This is a genomic window from Ancylobacter sp. SL191 (assembly GCF_026625645.1).
In the GTDB taxonomy this organism is placed as follows: domain Bacteria; phylum Pseudomonadota; class Alphaproteobacteria; order Rhizobiales; family Xanthobacteraceae; genus Ancylobacter.
Genome location: NZ_CP113056.1, coordinates 1,939,470 through 1,957,984, shown reverse-complemented (window position 1 = coordinate 1,957,984; position 18,515 = coordinate 1,939,470). Strand labels below are relative to the sequence as shown.

14 protein-coding genes are annotated in these 18,515 nt (G+C 67.7%); 8 read left to right on the top strand and 6 right to left on the bottom strand.

Annotation, left to right across the window (positions count from 1 at the left end; all coding sequences use genetic code 11):
* Positions 1-41 precede the first annotated feature (41 nt).
* Together OU996_RS08830 and hemC are read right to left on the bottom strand one after the other, a co-directional pair.
* Positions 42-782: a uroporphyrinogen-III synthase gene (locus tag OU996_RS08830; protein WP_267585224.1), complete on the bottom strand. Its 741-nt coding sequence runs from the start codon at positions 780-782 to the stop codon at positions 42-44.
* Positions 783-792: 10 nt separating this feature from the next.
* Complete coding sequence (hemC, locus tag OU996_RS08825; protein WP_267585223.1) at positions 793-1,731, bottom strand: hydroxymethylbilane synthase; 939 nt, start codon at positions 1,729-1,731, stop codon at positions 793-795.
* A 63-nt stretch (positions 1,732-1,794) separates the two neighbouring features.
* Here hemC and tsaD point away from each other — a divergent pair, with 63 nt between their 5' ends.
* From tsaD to OU996_RS08790, 7 genes are all read left to right on the top strand, one after another.
* Positions 1,795-2,856 carry a tRNA (adenosine(37)-N6)-threonylcarbamoyltransferase complex transferase subunit TsaD gene (gene tsaD, locus OU996_RS08820; protein WP_267585222.1) on the top strand — a complete coding sequence of 354 codons (1,062 nt, stop codon included), beginning with the start codon at positions 1,795-1,797 and terminating at the stop codon, positions 2,854-2,856.
* Positions 2,856-3,845: an NAD(P)H-dependent glycerol-3-phosphate dehydrogenase gene (locus tag OU996_RS08815; protein WP_267585221.1), complete on the top strand. Its 990-nt coding sequence runs from the start codon at positions 2,856-2,858 to the stop codon at positions 3,843-3,845. The genes tsaD and OU996_RS08815 overlap by 1 nt, the downstream gene beginning before the upstream one ends.
* A gap of 12 nt (positions 3,846-3,857) precedes the next feature.
* The gene (locus OU996_RS08810; protein WP_267585220.1) at positions 3,858-4,277 is read left to right on the top strand and encodes an EVE domain-containing protein; all 420 of its coding nucleotides are present in this window, start codon (positions 3,858-3,860) and stop codon (positions 4,275-4,277) included.
* Positions 4,238-4,945, top strand: coding sequence for a class I SAM-dependent methyltransferase (locus OU996_RS08805; protein ID WP_420712725.1), 708 nt, complete (start codon positions 4,238-4,240; stop codon positions 4,943-4,945). Before OU996_RS08810 ends, OU996_RS08805 begins: the two co-directional genes overlap by 40 nt.
* Before the next feature lie 152 nt (positions 4,946-5,097).
* The gene (acs, locus tag OU996_RS08800) at positions 5,098-7,056 is read left to right on the top strand and encodes an acetate--CoA ligase (RefSeq protein WP_267585218.1); all 1,959 of its coding nucleotides are present in this window, start codon (positions 5,098-5,100) and stop codon (positions 7,054-7,056) included.
* 65 nt (positions 7,057-7,121) lie between these two features.
* Positions 7,122-7,982: a toll/interleukin-1 receptor domain-containing protein gene (locus OU996_RS08795; protein ID WP_267585217.1), complete on the top strand. Its 861-nt coding sequence runs from the start codon at positions 7,122-7,124 to the stop codon at positions 7,980-7,982.
* Between the two features lie 233 nt (positions 7,983-8,215).
* On the top strand, positions 8,216-8,905 hold the full coding sequence (locus OU996_RS08790; RefSeq protein ID WP_267585657.1) for an EAL domain-containing protein: 690 nt from the start codon (positions 8,216-8,218) through the stop codon (positions 8,903-8,905).
* A gap of 32 nt (positions 8,906-8,937) precedes the next feature.
* Here OU996_RS08790 and OU996_RS08785 read toward each other — a convergent pair whose 3' ends face one another.
* On the bottom strand, positions 8,938-13,794 hold the full coding sequence (locus OU996_RS08785) for an NAD-glutamate dehydrogenase (protein ID WP_267585656.1): 4,857 nt from the start codon (positions 13,792-13,794) through the stop codon (positions 8,938-8,940).
* Between the two features lie 233 nt (positions 13,795-14,027).
* Here OU996_RS08785 and OU996_RS08780 point away from each other — a divergent pair, with 233 nt between their 5' ends.
* On the top strand, positions 14,028-14,738 hold the full coding sequence (locus tag OU996_RS08780) for an OmpW/AlkL family protein (protein ID WP_267585216.1): 711 nt from the start codon (positions 14,028-14,030) through the stop codon (positions 14,736-14,738).
* A gap of 67 nt (positions 14,739-14,805) precedes the next feature.
* Here OU996_RS08780 and OU996_RS08775 read toward each other — a convergent pair whose 3' ends face one another.
* The 3 genes from OU996_RS08775 to purH form a co-directional block, all read right to left on the bottom strand.
* Positions 14,806-15,687 (bottom strand): LysR family transcriptional regulator, encoded by an 882-nt coding sequence (locus OU996_RS08775; RefSeq protein WP_267585215.1) that lies wholly within the window; start codon positions 15,685-15,687, stop codon positions 14,806-14,808.
* 18 nt (positions 15,688-15,705) lie between these two features.
* Complete coding sequence (locus OU996_RS08770) at positions 15,706-16,734, bottom strand: YeiH family protein (protein ID WP_267585214.1); 1,029 nt, start codon at positions 16,732-16,734, stop codon at positions 15,706-15,708.
* Positions 16,735-16,841: 107 nt separating this feature from the next.
* Entirely contained in the window at positions 16,842-18,431 is a 1,590-nt protein-coding gene (gene purH, locus OU996_RS08765; protein WP_267585213.1) for a bifunctional phosphoribosylaminoimidazolecarboxamide formyltransferase/IMP cyclohydrolase, read from the bottom strand.
* Positions 18,432-18,515 lie beyond the last annotated feature (84 nt).

The following is an 18,515-nucleotide window of genomic DNA, read 5'->3' as shown; positions in this document are numbered from 1 at the left end:
CCGCACCCGCCCCCGCCGCAACCTCGGGAGAGCCCCATGGTTTACCGGTCGAGCAGCGCGAACAAGCCCTCTTCCGTCGGGGAATCGGCGAGGCGCGTCGGCCAGCCGGCGCCCGCCAGAGGCGCCGCGACATTGGCGGAAAAGCACAGATGCTGGACCCGCGCCAGCGCCGCGCAGAGGCCTGCCGCCGGCCCGCCGGCCCTGTCCGCCGCTTGGGCGCAGGCCACCAGCGTCGCCGCCGTGCGCGGGGAGAAATGAAAGGCCGCGTCGATCTGCCCCGCCACCAGCGCCGCGCAGGTTTCCAGCGCCAGAGCGGGAGCCGGCACGGCGCGGTAGATGACGAAAAGTTCAACGCCGATCCCGTCGCCCGCCAGCGCCGCGCCGAGATCGACCGCCCGGTCCTCGCCCGCCACATGCAGCACGCGGGCCCCGCGCGGCAGGCTCCTGCGGATCAGTTCCACCAGCGCCGCGCCATCCCCGCCGGCGACATGGAGGTCGGCGAAACCCTCGGGCGCCACGGCAGCCGTGCGCCGGCCCACCACATAGAGCGGCAGCCGCGTCAGGGCCGAAAGCTCCGGCCGTGCCGCCAGCGCCCGTGCCCCGTTCACGCTGGTCAGCGCCACCGCGTCGAGCGGCCCGGCGGGAAGTGCCGCCTCAAGGACCGGCTCGACGATCAGCAGCGGATCGACCAGCGCGGAGAGCCCCGCCGCCGCCAGCCGCGCGGCGGTGGCCTCAGCATCCGGCTGCGGCCGCGTGACCAGAATCCGCGTGAGCGCGCCCACCGGCCCGGCCTTAATGCGCCACGTGCGGGAGCAGGTCGGGCGGCACCATGGCGCGCATCTCGTGTCCGGCGGCGATGCCGAGTTCCAGCGCGCGGTTGAGCGGCCCGTGGCGGACGATCTCGTAATATTGCGTGCCGTCGGGCGAGAGCACCGCGCCGCGGAAGCGGATCTCGTTGCCCACCACCTGGGCATGGCCGGCAATGGGCGTGCGGCAGGAACCGTCGAGCTCGCCGAGATAGGCCCGCTCCACCCGCAGCGCGAGGCCGGTGGCCGGGCAGATGACCGGCACGATGAGCGAATCGACCGCGAGGTCGCGCTGGCGCGTCTCGATCGCCACCGCCCCTTGCCCGACGGCGGGCAGGAAATCGCCGGTCTCCAGCACGCTGCTCACCCGGTCCGCCATGCCGAGACGTGTGAGGCCGGCGAGCGCCAGAAGCGTCGCGTCGAACTCGCCGCTCTCCACCTTGTTCAGCCGGGTCTGCACATTGCCGCGCAGCAGCGAGACCTGAAGGTCCGGCCGCAGACGGCGCAACTGCGCCTCGCGCCGCAGCGAGGCGGTGCCGACCTTCGCGCCTTCCGGCAGGTCGCGCAGCGCCACGCCCTCGCGCAGGATCAGCGCGTCGCGCACATCCGCGCGCGGCAGGTAGCCGACGAGGTGAAGCCCGTCCGGCAGGCGCGTCGGCATGTCCTTGGCCGAATGCACGGCGAGGTCGATGCGCCGCTCCAGCAGCGCCTCCTCGATTTCCTTGGTGAAAAGCCCCTTGCCACCGGCCTGCGACAGCGCCCGGTCGGTGATGGCGTCCCCGGTGGTGCGGATCACCACCACCTCGACCGCTTCAGGCGCCCATTTGTGATGGCGCACCAGCGCATCGCGCACGGCATGGGCCTGCCAGAGCGCCAGCGGGCTGCCACGGGTGCCGAGCCGGAGGCGGGGAAGCGATTGCGTCATGGCGTCCTGCGGTGCTAGCGGTTCGGGAACGGGTTCAGAACACCGTCAAACCCCGGAAAGTCAATGCGCGATCTTCTCCTCCTCGGCATCGAAACCACCTGCGACGAGACCGCCGCGGCCGTGGTGCGCCGTCGCGCGGACGGTTCCGGCACCATCCTGTCCAACATCGTGCTGTCGCAGACCGCCGAGCACGCGGCCTATGGCGGCGTGGTGCCGGAGATCGCCGCCCGCGCTCACGTGGAAGTGCTCGACCGCATCATCGAGCGGGCGCTGCGCTCCTCGGGCGTCAAGCTGGTGGAGCTGGACGGCATCGCCGCCGCCGCCGGGCCGGGGCTGATCGGCGGCGTCATTGTCGGGCTCACCACCGCCAAGGCCATCGCCCTCGCGGCGAAGAAGCCGCTGATCGCGGTCAATCATCTGGAAGCCCATGCGCTGACCGCGCGGCTGACCGATGCCGTGCCCTTCCCCTTCCTGCTGCTGCTGGTGTCGGGCGGGCACACCCAGCTCGTCGCCGTTACCGGGGTGGGCGAGTATCACAAGCTCGGCGGCACGATGGACGATGCCATCGGCGAGGCCTTCGACAAGACGGCGAAGATGCTCGGCCTGCCCTATCCCGGCGGCCCGGCGGTGGAGCGCGCGGCGCTGCACGGGGATGCCTCGCGCTTCCCCCTGCCGCGCCCGCTGCATGGCAAGCCGGTGCCGGACTTCTCGCTGTCGGGCCTCAAGACCGCTGTGCGGCTGGAAGCGCTCAAGGTCGCCCCGCTCGGCGACCAGGACGTGAACGACCTGTGCGCCTCCTTCCAGGCCGCCATCGTCGATATTCTCGCCGACCGGGTACGTTGCGCGCTCAGGGTCATGCGCGAGCGCGGGCTGAAGCCGAGCGCGCTGGTGCTGGCGGGCGGCGTCGGCGCCAACCAGGCGGTGCGCCGCGTGCTGCACAAGGTCGCCGCCGATGGTGGCACCCGCCTCGCCGTTCCTCCGCCCGAGCTCTGCACCGACAATGGCGCGATGATCGCCTGGGCGGGGGCCGAGCGGCTCGCTCTGGGCCTCACCGACGACCTCGGCGTCGCCCCCCGCGCCCGCTGGCCGCTGGAGGAGGTGACGGGCGTGGAGATGGCCGACTGATGCCCGAGCGTTTCGCCCGCATCGGCGTGGTCGGGGCCGGCGCCTGGGGCACCGCGCTCGCCAATGCTGCCGCCCGCGCCGGGCGTTCGGTGGTGCTCTGGGGGCGCGACGCGGCGGCCATCGCCGCGATGGAGGCGAGCCGCCGCAACAGCGCCCATCTGCCGGGCGTCGAGCTGGACACATCGGTCTCACTGTCCACCTCACTGCACTCACTGGCCATTTGCGACTGCGTACTTCTGGTTGTACCGGCGCAGGCGAGCCGGGAGGTCGCCCACGCCCTCGCCCCGCATCTCAAGGAGGGGACGCCGCTGGTCACCTGCGCCAAGGGCATCGAGCGCGGCACCGGACTGTTCATGACGCAGGTTCTGGCCGATGCCTGCCCCCATTGCCTCCCCGCCATCCTCTCCGGCCCGAGCTTCGCGAGCGATGTCGCGGCCGGCCTGCCGACGGCGGTAACACTGGCGGCTCAAGAGGTTAGCATTGCCGAGGCGCTCGCCACCGCGCTCGGCTCGCCCTCCTTCCGGCTCTATCACAGCGAGGATGTGCGGGGCGTGGAGATCGGCGGGGCGGCGAAGAACGTGCTCGCCATCGCCGCCGGCATCGTCGGCGGTCGCGGCCTCGGCGCCAGCGCCGCCGCCGCCCTCATCGCCCGGGGCTTTGCCGAACTCACCCGCTTCGGCCGTGCCTATGGCGCGCGCGGCGAGACGCTGACGGGCCTTTCCGGCCTCGGCGATCTCATCCTCACCTGCTCCACCGCCCAGTCGCGCAATTACGCGCTGGGGCTAAGCCTCGGGAAAAGCGGGGGTTTCCACCCCACGGGCAAGCTCGCCGAGGGCGCGCTGACCGCCAGCGTGCTGGTCGCCATGGCCGATGAGCGGGGCATCGACATGCCCATCGCGCGGGCGGTCGAGGCGGTGCTGGCGGGGCGTGTCAGCGTCGACGATGCCATCGGGTCGCTGCTGGCGCGGCCCCAGAAAGCGGAAGCGTAACGGAACCTGACCATGGCGCACTGGCTCTACAAATCCGAACCCTTCAAATGGTCCTGGGACCAGCAGATTGCCGCCGGGGCGACTGGCACGCATTGGGACGGCGTGCGTAACCATCTGGCCAAGCAGCAGCTTCTGGCGATGAAGCTGGGCGATCGCGGCTTCTTCTACCACTCCAACGAGGGCAAGGAGATCGTCGGCATCGTCGAGGTCATCAAGGAGGCCTATCCCGACCCCTCCGACCCCACCGGCAAGTTCGTCATGGTCGACATCAAGGCCATCGAACCGTTGAAGAACCCCGTCCCCCTCGCCGCCATCAAGTCCGAGCCGCGCCTCGCCGAGATGGCGCTGATGCGCTTCTCCCGCCTCTCCGTGCAGCCCGTCACCGACCGCGAATGGGAGATCGTGCTGGAGATGGCCGACCACGGCCGGTGAGCGGCGGGGGCATCGCCGACGCGAGCGCCTTCATCCACGCCGAGACGCGCCTGCTGCCGGTGCCGCTGGTGCCGGAAATCTCGCTGCACCTCGCCGCCGAGTCGCTGCCGATCTGGCAGCGCACGGAGGAGGAGCTTGGCGCCATCGGCCTGCCCCCGCCCTTCTGGGCCTTCGCCTGGGCCGGCGGGCAGGCGCTGGCGCGCCATGTCCTTGATAATCCGGGGATTGTTCAGGGCCGCCGGGTGCTGGACTTCGCCGCCGGCTCCGGCCTCGTCGCCATCGCCGCGCTGAAGGCCGGCGCCGCCCATGTGGAGGCGGCCGATATTGACGGCTTCGCGCAGGCCGCCATCGCCCTGAACGCGCAGGCCAATGGCGCCGCCCCGCTCACCGTGCGCGGCGATGACCTGATCGGCCAGAGCGGCGGCTGGGACGTGGCGCTGGCCGGCGACATCGCCTATGAGCGCGACCTCGCCGCCCGCGTCTTCGCCTGGCTGGAGGCGCTTGCGGCGGGCGGCACGCAGGTGTGGATCGGCGATCCCGGCCGCTCCTACCTGCCGCGCGAACGGCTTGAAAAGATTGCGGAATATGGCGTACCGGTGACGCGCGACCTGGAAGATTCCGAGATCAAGCACACCAGCATCTGGCGTCCGCGCGCGGGGGCTGGCTGAGCCTTTCAGGACAACTACATACCGACCAAAGTCGCGCGGCCGCTGGCTTGTCCCACCGGGGGCGCGTCACCATAATCCGAGCGAAAGCAAAACGGCGCTCAGCGCCGGAGCAAGAGCGGCGCCCAGTGCCCGCCCAAGGGGGAGTAAACGCCATGTCCGAGAAGATCTACGACGTCCCCGCGCAATGGGCCTCCCGCGCCTTTGTGGACGAGCACGGCTACAAGACCAAATACGAGGCCTCGGTGCGCGACCCGGAAAGCTTCTGGGCCGAGGAAGGCAAGCGCATCGACTGGTTCACGCCCTACACCAAGGTCAAGAACACCTCCTATGCGCCGGGCGCGGTCTCGATCAAATGGTTCGAGGATGGCGTCACCAACATCGCCTATAACTGCATCGACCGGCACCTCGCCACGCGCGGCGATCAGGTGGCGATCATCTGGGAGGGCGACGACCCCTCGCAGTCGCGCCATATCACCTACCGCGAATTGCACGACGAGGTGTGCCGCTTCGCCAACGTCCTGCGCAACCGCAGCGTGCAGAAAGGCGACCGCGTCACCATCTACATGCCGATGATCCCCGAAGCCGCCTTCGCCATGCTCGCCTGCGCGCGGCTCGGCGCGATCCATTCGGTGGTGTTTGGCGGCTTCTCGCCGGATAGCCTGGCGAGCCGCATCCGCGACTGCGACTCCAAGATGGTCATCACCGCCGATGAGGGCCTGCGCGGCGGGCGCAAGGTGCCGCTGAAGGCCAATGTCGACGCCGCCATCGCCAAGCTCGGCCCCGACGCGGTCGATCACGTTGTGGTTGTACGCCGCACCGGCGGCACCGTCCACATGGAGGCCGGCCGCGACGTCTGGTATCACGAGGCGGCGGATCTGGTGACCAGCGAATGCCCGGCGGCGCATGTGAACGCCGAAGACCCGCTGTTCATCCTCTACACCTCCGGCTCGACCGGCAGCCCGAAGGGCGTGCTGCACACCACCGGCGGTTATCTCGTCTACGCCTCGATGACCCACCAGTATGTCTTCGACTATCACGAGGGCGACATCTACTGGTGCACCGCCGATATCGGCTGGGTCACCGGCCACAGCTACATCGTCTATGGTCCGCTGGCCAATGGCGCGACCACGCTGATGTTCGAGGGCGTGCCGAACTACCCGACCAATTCCCGCTTCTGGGAAGTGATCGACAAGCACAAGGTGAACATCTTCTACACCGCCCCGACCGCCATCCGCGCGCTGATGCAGGCGGGCGACGCGCCGGTGACGAAGACCTCGCGCGCGAGCCTGCGCCTGCTCGGCTCGGTCGGCGAGCCGATCAACCCGGAAGCCTGGGAGTGGTATCACCGCGTGGTTGGCGAGGAACGTTGCCCGGTGGTCGACACCTGGTGGCAGACCGAGACCGGCGGCATCCTCATCACCCCGTTGCCCGGCGCCACGCGCCTCAAGCCCGGCTCGGCCACCCGCCCCTTCTTCGGCGTGGTGCCGCAGATCGTCGACGCCGAGGGCAAGGTGCTGGAGGGCGCCTGCGAGGGCAATCTGGTGATCGCCGATAGCTGGCCGGGCCAGATGCGCACGGTCTATGGCGACCACGAGCGCTTCGAGCAGACCTATTTCTCCACCTACCCGAACAAGTATTTCACCGGCGATGGCTGCCGGCGCGATGCCGACGGCTATTACTGGATCACCGGCCGCGTCGACGACGTCATCAACGTCTCCGGCCACCGCATGGGCACGGCCGAGGTGGAAAGCGCCCTCGTCGCCCATCCGAAGGTGTCCGAGGCCGCCGTGGTCGGCTACCCGCACGACATCAAGGGCCAGGGCATCTACGCCTATGTGACGCTGATGGCCGGTATCGAGCCGACCGAAGAGCTGCGCAAGGAACTGGTCGGCTGGGTGCGGCAGGAGATCGGGCCGATCGCCTCGCCCGACCTCATCCAGTTCGCGCCGGGCCTGCCCAAGACCCGTTCCGGCAAGATCATGCGCCGCATCCTCCGCAAGATCGCCGAGGACGAGTTCGGTAATCTCGGCGACACCTCGACGCTGGCCGATCCGACCGTGGTGGATGACCTCATCTCCCACCGCCAGAACAAGAAGCACGCCGCGGCGTGATTGACAGCGTTGACAATTAGGCTTCCCGACATATCAACTACTGATATGTCGGGGAGTTAATGTCCATGCGAGTTTTTCTAAGTTGGTCCGGCGAATTAAGTGAAAAGATTGCACAAATATACCACAATTGGATTCCCAGCGTCCTTCAGGCTGCAAAGCCCTATTTTTCTCCAAAGGATATAGAAAAGGGCAAGCGCTGGAGCTCTGAAATCGAAAAAGAGCTTCACTCTTCTAGTATCTGTTTGATTTTTCTTACTAAAGACAATCTCGATAGTAACTGGATTATGTTCGAAGCTGGCGCCGTCTCCAGAAGCATTGGCATATCACATGTATGTCCGATTCTATTTGACCTGGAGCCAACAGACGTGTCGGGCCCCTTAGCTCAGTTCCAAGCGACAAAATTTGATAAGGAAGAGACTAAAAAACTGTTCCTTATGATGAATTCAGCAATTGGCGAACACCGCCTTAATGAAGAAGTTGCAAATTCGGTTTTCGAAAAATGGTGGCCTGATCTCAACGCAACCATAACAGACACGGTCAATCAGCACAAAAGCAAAAACGGCAAGAAAGAAGACGTAAGATCAGATAGGGATCTAATTGAAGAGATATTACTATTAACAAGAAATATTAATTCTAACAAACCTACAAATCATACAGCCAATCCATTACCATATGAATATACAGCATATAAAACTGTTATAAAGTCAATCGAAAGCATAATTGATAGGATAATGTTAGTGGATAGCGACTATGGTCATTTATTTGATATACTTGGGTCATTAAGAACAGAAATTGCCGAAACCCGTTCGATAAACGACAAGAACAGAAGGGGTATAATATCCGATATCAAATCTATTGAAGATAGACTCAAAATTGATCGCGCCAGAGCAAATGACTTAAGTCTTGATGATGAAGTGCCTTTTTGATAGACATAGAGAAATATTACCGACGAAAGCGTAGACGTGCAATATTTTCTAAGTAAGCCTTGTCGACTGCAGGATTATCATATTAGATCCGTCTTTCGCTTTGACGCCGATATCGAAAGGCTTGAGTAACCCACAATGAAATAGGTGTCCGCAGATTGGTCGGAGCGTGGATAGCCGTGCCCAATCGTCTTTGTGAAGGCTGTCAGGGAGAGCCGCTGGACTTCGGCTTCACCATGGCGTTCCAGCCCATCGTGGACATCGCCGCCCGCCGCGTATGGGCCCACGAGGCGCTGGTGCGCGGACCCGCCGGTGAACCCGCCGGGGATATTCTGGCAAAGGTGACCGACGCCAATCGCTACCGCTTCGATCAGGACTGCCGCGCCAAGGCGATCGAACTGGCCAGCCGGCTGTTTCCTGAGGACGGCTCACTTCTCTCGGTCAATTTCCAGCCCAACGCGGTCTACCGCGCGGAGACCTGCATCCGCGCCACGCTGCAGGCGTGCCGGCAGCACCGTTTCGACCCGAGCCGGCTGATGTTCGAGTTCACCGAGAATGAGCGGGTCATCGACGCCGCGCACCTCGAAGACATCGTCACCGCCTATCGCGGCCTCGGCTTTACCGTCGCCATTGATGATTTCGGCGCCGGCTTTGCCGGGCTCAACCTGCTGGCGGACCTAACCCCCGACGTGGTGAAGATCGACATGAAGCTGGTGCGCGGGGTCGAGGCGGCGCCGCGCCAGCAGGCGATCCTGCGAGCGCTGGTGGGTCTCGCCACCGAACTGGGCATCACGCTCATCGCCGAAGGGGTGGAAACTCCTGCCGAGCTCGCGGCGTTGCGCGCCCTCGGCATCCCGCTGGCGCAGGGCTACCTCTTCGCCCGCCCGGCGCTGGAGGCGCTGCCGCCGGTGAACTGGCCGGCCTGAGGCCGACCAGTTGTGCGGACGACGAGCCGGCCTCAGGCCCGCACGAGATCGCCGATCAGGCTCGCGGCCACCGAGAGCTTCGACACGGAAAGCCCCGAGCCGACGATCTCATAGACGCCGTTGCGTGCCCGCTCCACCACCGCGCCACGCGCCGCCGCCCAGGCCGCGACACCCGCCGCGCCCGGCCCGTGCTCGGTGATGACTTCAGCCGTCAGTCGCCGCACCGCGATCTCGAAGGCGGCGAGCGCCCGCTCCAGCGCGAGCCGGTCATAATAGTCGGGCACGGAGAGCGCCTGCGCCGGGCCCAGGATCCGGTCGAGCCGGAAATGCAGGCCGACGGCGAAGAAGGTCGTTGCCACATCGCTGATCGCGGAATTGGTGCGGTCAGCGATCATGACAATGTCGGTCGAGCTCTCGATGGCCGAGAGCCGCGCGATGCGCCGGGCCAGCGCCTCCGGCACGCCGGCCTGTGTCCACGCGGCGACATGGGCGTCATGGGTCGCCCGCGTCTCTTCCGGCACGAGTTCGCGCACCACGCCGCCCAGCACGTCTTCCACCGGGCCGATGCCGGCCGAGTAGTGGGAGACCAGCTCATCAAGGCTCTGGCGCAGATCGACATTGCGCAGGAACCACACGGTGCGGTCGAGCAGCATGTCCTTGACCGCCGCATAGAGGGCGAGCTGCACCGCGCCCGGCACGGTGCCGTCCAGCGCGTCGATCTCGTTCTCCAGAGCCCCGAGGCCGAAGCTGTCGCGCGTCGCCGCATAGGCCTTGGCGATGGAGCCGACATCGGCGCCGGTCTCGTCGGTGAGCCGGGCCACAAAAGCCGGCCCGCCATGGTTGATCATGGCGTTGCACAGGCGCGTGGCGATGATGTCGCGCCGCAGCCGGTGGCCGTCAATGCCGTCGGCGAAGCGGGCATTCAGCTCCGGCGGGAAATAGGCGGCGAGTTCGCGGGCGAGATAGGGATCATCCGGCACGTCGGTGTCGAGCAGGTCGGAATGGGCGGTAAGCTTGGCATAGGCCAGCAGCACCGCGAGCTCGGGCCGGCTGAGACCCTCGCCGCGCCCGCGCCGCTCGTTCAGCTCCGCATCGCCCGGCAGATACTCCACCGTGCGGTCGAGCAGGCCGCGCACTTCAAGCTGCTGCATCAGCCGCTGGTGGAAGCCGAGCTCGTCCAGCGCCCGCCGCTCGGCGAGCGAGAGGGCGAGCGTCTGCAGGTAGTTGTTGCGCAGCACCAGCGCGGCCACCTCATCGGTCATTGAGGCGAGCAGCGCCTTGCGGCTGTCGGCGTCGAGCCGGCCGTCGCGCGCGGCGGGCACCAGCGCGATCTTGATGTTCACCTCAACGTCCGAAGTGTTCACGCCAGCCGAATTGTCGATGGCGTCGGTGTTGAGGCGGATGCCACGCCGGGCGGCCTCGATGCGCGCGCGCTGGGTCACGCCGAGATTGGCGCCCTCGCCGACCACCTTGGCGCGCACCTCCGCGCCGGCGATGCGGATGGCGTCATTGGCGCGGTCGCCGGCCTGCGCGTCGGTCTCGGCGGAGGCACGGATATAGGTGCCGATGCCGCCGAACCAGAGCAGGTCGACCGGCGCGCGCAGGATCGCGCTCATCACCTCGGCGGGCGAGGCCGAGCTCTTGTCGATGCCGAGCGCCTCGCGCACCGCCGGGCTGAGCGGAATGCTCTTGGCGCTGCGCGAGAACACCCCGCCGCCCGAGGAGATCAGCGACTTGTCATAGTCCTGCCAGGAGGAACGCGGCAGGGCGAACAGACGCTGGCGCTCCTTGAGCGAGGCCACGGGATCGGGGCTGGGATCGAGGAAGATGTCGCGGTGATCGAAGGCGGCGACCAGCTTGATGGTGGTCTCCAGCATCATGCCGTTGCCGAACACGTCGCCCGACATGTCGCCGACACCCGCCACGGTGAAAGGCGTCACGCGAATGTCGACATTCATCTCGCGGAAATGCCGGCGCACCGCTTCCCACGCGCCGCGCGCGGTGATGCCCATGGCCTTGTGGTCGTAACCGACCGAGCCGCCCGAGGCGAAGGCGTCGCCCAGCCAGAAGCCGCGCGCCTGCGAGATGGCGTTGGCGGTGTCGGAGAAGGTCGCCGTCCCCTTGTCGGCGGCGACGACCAGATAGGGGTCGTCCTCGTCATGGCGCACCGTATGCGCCGGGTGGACAATCTCCGTGCCCTCGATGTTGTCGGTCACCTCCAGCAGGCTGGTGACGAACAGCTTGTAGGCCTCCGTCCCCTCGGCCTGGATGGCGTCGCGCGGCCCGCTCGGCAGTTGCTTGGGCACGAAGCCGCCCTTGGCGCCGACCGGGACGATGACCGCGTTCTTGACCTGCTGCGCCTTGACGAGGCCGAGCACCTCGGTACGGAAATCCTGCGGCCGGTCCGACCAGCGCAAGCCGCCGCGCGCCACCCGGCCGAATCGCAGATGGATGCCCTCCACGCGGGGGGAATGCACGAAGATCTCGAAGAGCGGGCGCGGCAGCGGCAGCCCCTCAACCTCGCGGCTGCGGAACTTGATCGCGATGGTCGGGCGCGGGCCGCCCTCCTCGGTGATCTGGAAGAAGTTGGTGCGCACCGCCGCGCCGATGAGATTGGCGAAGTGGCGCAGGATGCGGTCCTCGTCGAGGCTCTGCACGTCGGCGAGCGCCGCCTCGATCTCCTCGCGGATCGCCGCTTCCCGCGCCCCGCGCCCCTCATCCGCGCCCGGCTCGAAACGGGCATGGAACAGCGCCACCAGCCGGTCGACGAGGGCCGCATGGCCGTTCAGCGTCGCCCAGAGGTAATCCTGGCTGAAGGGCAGGCCGATCTGGCGCAGATAACGCGCCAGCGTGCGCAGCAGCGCAATGTCGCGCCAGCCGAGGCGGGCGTTGAGCGCCAGCGCGTTGAAGCCGTCGCTTTCCGCCTGCCCGCGCAGCACCGCCATCAGCGTGGCGTGCAGCCGGCTCTCCAGCGATTCGAGCTCGATCGCCCCGCCGCCCCGGCGCCCCAGCACCATGTCGTGCAGGTAGACCGGCTCCCGGCCCTCCGGCGAGATGGTGAAGGTGCGTTCGTCGACGACAATGAAGCCCATGGCCTCCAGCATCGGCACCCGCTCGGAGAGCAGGCGCGGCACACCATGGCTGAACACCTTGAGCGCGATCCGCTCGCGCCCCTGCACAGCCGCCGGGCGGTGGAACTCGACCGCGACCGGATTGGCCTCGCTGAGCCGCTCGACGAGCCGCAGATCCCCCAGCGCCTCCTCCGGCGTGTAGCCGCTCTGGTAGCCCGCCGGGAACGCCTCGCCATAGCGACGCGCCAGCAGCGTGGCCTGACCGGGTGAGAACACCAGCCCGAGAGCGGCCGCGAAGGCATCGTCCCAGGTGCGGATGATGCCCGCTACCGCCTCTTCAAGTTCGACGCGGCCCGGCTCGCGCGCGGCCTCGCCGGTCAGCTCGACAATGACATGCACCCGCGTCAGCGGCCCTTCGAGGAAGAGCGGGCGCGAGGCCGCGACCTGCCCACCGAAGGAGGTTTCCAGCAGCGCGCCGATCTCCTCGCGCACCTCCGAGCCGTAGCGGTCGCGCGGCACGAAGACCAGCACCGACATGAAGCGGGCGAAGCGGTCGCGCCAGGCGAGAACGCGCACGCGCGGGTGCTCGTCCAGCTGCAGCACCGCGATGGCGAACTGGTAGAGCGTCTCCGGGTCCATCTGGAACAGATCGTCGCGCGGGAAGCTCTCCAGCACCTTCACCAGCGCCCGGCCCGAATGGCTGTCCGGCACGAATCCGGCACGCACCAGCACCGCCGCCGCTTTGCGCCGCAGGATTGGGATGGCTCGCACGGAGCCGGTATAGGCGGTGTTGGTGAACAGGCCGGCCAGAGCCAGCCCGCCAATGACGCGCCCCTCCGCGTCGTAACGCTTGATGACGACGACATCGATCCAGGCGCGCCGGTGCACCACGGAAAGGGTGCGCGATTTGGTAATGATGAGCGGCGTCGCCTCGGCCAGCACGTCGGCGAGGTCCGTGCTCACCGCACGCGCATCGCTGGCGCGGCGGAACAGGCGAAACTCCTCATCCGCCAGCACGCCCAGCGCATCGGCCATGCGACGGTCGAAATTCGCCACCGTCACCGCGCCGTCGGCGCTGGGCCGCGCGTCATAATGCCGGCAGCCGAGGAAGGTGAAATTGCCGGTGAGCAGCCATTCGAGGAAGGCGCTGGCTTCCTCGACTTCCTCGCGGGGCACGCTCGGCGGGGCATTGGCGAGGTCCGCCTGCGTGGCGCGCACCTGCCCGGTCATCGCCTTCCAGTCGCGCACCGCCGCGCGCACACGCGCCAGCACGAGGGTGAGCTCGGCCGCGATGGCGGCGCGTTCGCCTTCATTCTCAATGCGCGCGACATGGATGTGAATGAGGCTCTCACGCCGGGCGCGCTGGCCGGCGGGCGAATCGGTGCCGGACACGCCTTCCAGCATGCCGGCCGAATTGCGTTCCACCGCCAGCAGCGGATGGACCACCAGCGACGCGGTCAGGCCGCGCGCATTGAGCGCCGCCATCACCGAATCGAGCAGGAAGGGCATGTCGTCATTGACGATCTCGACGACGCTGACCCTGGCCAGGCGCTCGCCTTCCGCCTCGGGGATCTCGACGCGGACATCGGCGGTGCCGGGGCTACGGCGGGCAAGATGGGCGTAGGCGCGCTGCGCCAGCGCCGCCAGCTCATGCGGCGTGTAGAGCCGCACATCCTCGGCCACGGCCCGTCCGAACAGCCGGCTGGCGAACAGCGGCGGAATGTCGCCGTCGCGCGCCTGCAGGATGAGATCGGCCTGCTCGACCAGCTGGCGCGCCGCGCGCTCGTCCTCGGTCGAGAGAAATCCTTCCACGCCCATCATTATCCTCCACATCTCCCGCGTGCCGCCGATGGTGCGGCCGCGATGCTTTTCTGCATCCTATACCTGTCGTGAAGGTGACGGCACCGCCTACGATTGTTGCACTGCGGTCACACTTCCGTCCCGCCCGCCACACGGTTGACATGAATCAAACGCCGTCGCCGCGTCCCGCTTCAGGAATAGCGCCGTGTACCGGACATGAGGCCGGGGCTGGGAATTCAAGGGGATCGCGCATGTCCACGCGCCACAACATCATCAACACGCTCGCCGCGCTGGGCGCGGTGCTCGCCACCACCACCTCTTTCGCCGCGCTTGATCTGGCCAGTGCCGCGGATCTGGGCGCCACTCCGGCCCCGGTCTTCAAGGCGCCGGCCCCGGTGGAAGAGTTCAACCCGTGGATGATCCGCGTGCGCGTGCTCGGCGTCATTCCGGAGAGCGGTGGCACGGTGAACGGCGTGTCGGGCTCGGATCTCAGCTATTCCGACTCGGTGGTTCCCGAACTCGACATCACCTACTTCTTCACCAAGAACTGGGCGGCCGAACTCATCCTCGGCGTCACGCCGCATGACATCAACGGCGAGGGCTCGCTCTCGAGCCTCGGCAAGATCGGCGAAGTGTGGCTGCTGCCGCCGACCCTGACGCTGCAGTATCACTTCACCGATTTCGGCGCGTTCAAGCCCTATGTCGGCGCCGGCATCAACTACACCTTCTTCTTCGACCAGCAGGCGGATTCGGCCGACTCGCTGGATGTACACGACACCTGGGGCTGGGCCCTGCAGGTCGGCTTCGACTACATGCTCGACGAGCACTGGGGCATCAACGTCGACCTCAAGAAGCTCTTCCTCCAGCCGGACTTCGACGTGACCGTGGCCGGCACGCCGCTGACCGGCACCGCCGACCTCAACCCGTGGATCGTCGGCGTCGGCGTCACCTACAAGTTCTGAGCCGTCCGCTTAGGGTGTCGAAAGGGCCGGAGCGATCCGGCCCTTTTGCGTGGCGCCAGCGCCGGGCTCAGGCTGGCCCGACCAGATCGAGAAAAGCCTGCGCCGCGCGCGTCATGTAACGCTCGCGGTGATTGAGCGCGATGAAGCGGCGCGAGGGCATGGGCAGGTCGATCAGCGCCATGGTGCCGGCCCGGATCGCGCTGTCGACGACGCGGCGGGAGATCACCGTCGCCCCGCTCCCCGCCTCGACCGCCGCCCGGATCGCCTCGTTGGACGGATATTCCAGAACGATGTTCAACGCCCCCGGCGCCAGCCCCCGCGCGGCCAGATAGGCCTCGAAGATCGCCCGCGTGCCCGAGCCCGGCTCGCGCAGCACCCACGGCCCTGCGCCAAGCGCCTCCGCCGTGCGGGGCGGCTTCCATGTCCAGGGATGCACCACCGGGGCGACGAGCACCATCTCGTCCTCCGCCACCGGCCGCGCCGCCAGCGCGCCGTCCTCGCCACCGCCCTCGACGATGCCGAGATCGGCGGCTCCGTCGCGCACGCGGGCGGCGACCTCATCGCTATTGCCGATCTCGATCCGCACCTCGATGCCGGGATAGAGCGCGCGGTAGCGCTGGACGATCTCCGGCAGCCAGTAATTGGCGACCGTCTGGCTGCCGGCCAGCGCCAGCCGCCCGCGCGTAAGGCCGGAGAGGTCCACCAGCACCTGCTCGGCCGCCGCGACACGGGCGAGCACCGCCCGCGCCTCCACCAGCAGCAGCCGCCCGGCCTCGGTGAGCGCGATGCGCCGGCCGATCCGGTCGAACAGCCGGGTCGCGTGGGTGGCTTCCAGCGTCGCGATGGCGGCGCTGGTGGCCGATTGCGTCAGGTTCAGCGCCTGCGCCGCCTTTGTGAGATGCTCGCGCTCGGCCACCGCCACGAAGATGCGCAACTGCTCAAGCGTCATGGCGCCGTCCGAAAGCCCTTAGCCGATGGTCATCACCAGCATTAGGCTGAAGCTGCCGACAAAGGCAAAGGCGGCGAGGCCCAGCAGCAACGGGCGCAGCCCCTTCGCCCGCAGCCGGCGGATGTCGGTCTCCAGCCCCATCGCCGCCAGCGCCATCGACAGCAGGAAGGTGGTGAGGCCGACGAGCACGGTCTTCATCTCCGCCGGCACGGTGACGAGGCTGTTGAACGCGATCATGGCGATGAAGCCCAGCACGAACCACGGCACGGGCGGCCGGGCCGTTTCCGTCCCGGCCCCGGCGCGACGGCTGGCGAGGAAGCCGAGGGTCAGCACCACCGGCGCCAGCATCATCACCCGCGTCAGCTTGGCGATTGTGCCGAACTCGCCCGCCGCCTGCCCGTCCTGATAGGCGGCCGCCACAACCTGCGCGACCTCATGGATCGAGGCGCCGGCCCACAGCCCATAGGCGCGCGGGGTGAGGTGCAGCAGGCCGGGCAGCAGCGGGTAGAGGAACATGGCGATGGAGCCGAAGACGGTGACGCAGGCCACCGCATAGGCGACATCCTCATCCGGCGCGCGCGTCACCGTATTGGTGGCGATCACCGCCGAGGCGCCACAGATCGAGGTTCCCGCCGCGATGAGCTGCGCCAGCGGGGCGTCGACGCCGAGCAGCCGGCCGAGGCGCACGGTGAACAGGAAGGTCGCGACCAGCGTCAGCGCGATCACCGCCACACCGGCCACGCCGACCTCGACGATTTGCGCCGCGGTAAGCTGAAGCCCGAGCAGCACGATGGCCGCCCGCAGGATGCGCCGCAGGGTGAAGGTCACGCCGGGCTTGGCGACGACGGGCGTGCCGACGAGATTGTGCAGCGCCATGCCCAGCACGATGGCAAGGATCAGCGGGCTGAAGAGCTGGAGGCCCGGCAATTGCCGCAGCCCGAAGGCCACGGCGGCGATGCCACCGGTCAGCAGCAGCCCCGGCACGAGGTTCGCCGCGCCGGACAGGAAGGGGTGCGCGGGCCGGCTGGTCAGCACAGGCATGGTCATGGCAGTCGCCTCCGTCTTCACGACGAAGCCATGACACGCCCGTTATTGTTCGATCCAACGCATAGTTATGGTCATAACGTTCGTCGAAAACGAACGATACGCCTCACTCAGTGCCGGAAGTGCCGCACGCCGGTGAATACCATGGCGATGCCCGCCGCATCCGCCGCCGCGATCACATCGGCGTCGCGGATCGAGCCGCCCGGCTGGATCACCGCCGTCGCCCCCGCCTCGATGGCGGTGATGAGCCCGTCGGCAAAGGGGAAGAAGGCGTCGGAAGCGACCACGCAGCCCTTGGTCAGCGGCTCCGCGAGACCCGCCGCCTCGGCCGCGTCGATGGCCTTGCGCGCGGCGATGCGGGCCGAATCCACCCGGCTCATCTGCCCGGCGCCGATGCCCACGGTGGCGAGATCCTTGGCGTAGACGATGGCGTTCGACTTCACATGCTTGGCGACGCGGAAGGCGAAGGCGAGATCGGCAAGTTCCGCGTTGGTGGGCGCGCGCTTGGTGACGACCTTCAGCTCCATGTCGTCGACCACCGCATTGTCGCGCGACTGCACCAGCAACCCGCCGGCCAGCGACTTCACGGCAACACCACCGGCGCGCGGATCGGGCAACGCGCCGGTGACCAGCAGGCGCAAATTCTTCTTGGCGCCGACAATGGCGATGGCTTCCTCGGTCGCCTCGGGGGCGACGATCACCTCGGTGAAGATGTCCACCATGGCCCGCGCCGCCGCCGCGTCGAGCGTGCGGTTCATCGCGACAATGCCGCCAAAGGCCGAGGTCGGGTCGCAGGCCAGCGCCTTGCGGTAGGCTTCCTCCAGCGTCGCCCCTTCGGCCACGCCGCAGGGATTGGCGTGCTTGACGATCACCACCGCCGCCGCGCGCGCCGGGTCGAACTCGGCCACAGCTTCAAACGCCGCATCGGTGTCGTTGAGGTTGTTGTAGGAGAGCGACTTGCCCTGGATCTGCCGGGCCGTGGCGACACCGGGACGGGCCGCGCCGCCGACATAAAAGGCCGCGCTCTGGTGCGGGTTCTCGCCATAGCGCAGCGCCTCGGCGAGCGTGCCGGAGAACAGCCGGGTCTGCGGCGCGTCCTCTTCCGCCACCTTGGCGAACCACGTGGTGATCGCCGCGTCATAGCTGGCGGTCCGGGCATAGGCGCGCTGGGCAAGGCCCCGGCGGGTGAGGAAGCGCGTGCCGCCATGGGCGGCGAGATCGTCCAGCACGGTCTGGTAGTCAGTGGGATCGACGACGACGGCGACATCGGCGTGGTTCTTGGCGGCGGCGCGGATCATTGCCGGCCCACCAATGTCGATATTCTCCACGCAGTCGTCATAGTCGCCGCCGCGCGCGACGGTCGCCTCGAATGGGTAGAGATTCACCACGACGAGGTCGATCGGCCCGATGCCGTGTTCCTTCATCGAGGCCTGATGCTCGGCATTGTCGCGAATGGCGAGGATGCCGCCATGGACAGTCGGGTGCAGCGTCTTCACCCGCCCGTCCATCATCTCGGGAAAGCCGGTGAGCTCGGCCACATCCAGCACCTTCAGCCCCGCTTCCGCCAGCGCCTTGCGCGTGCCGCCGGTCGAGACCAGCTCGACGCCATGGCCGGCGAGCGCCTGCGCGAAGGCCACGAGGCCGGTCTTGTCGGAGACGGAGAGCAGCGCGCGGCTGACGGAGCGGACATCGGTGGTCATGGCTGGCCATTTCGCAACGGGGAAAAACAGGGCGCCGCCCTATCACGTCTGCGCCCGCGCGTGAACCGGGAGGGGCGTAGAGCA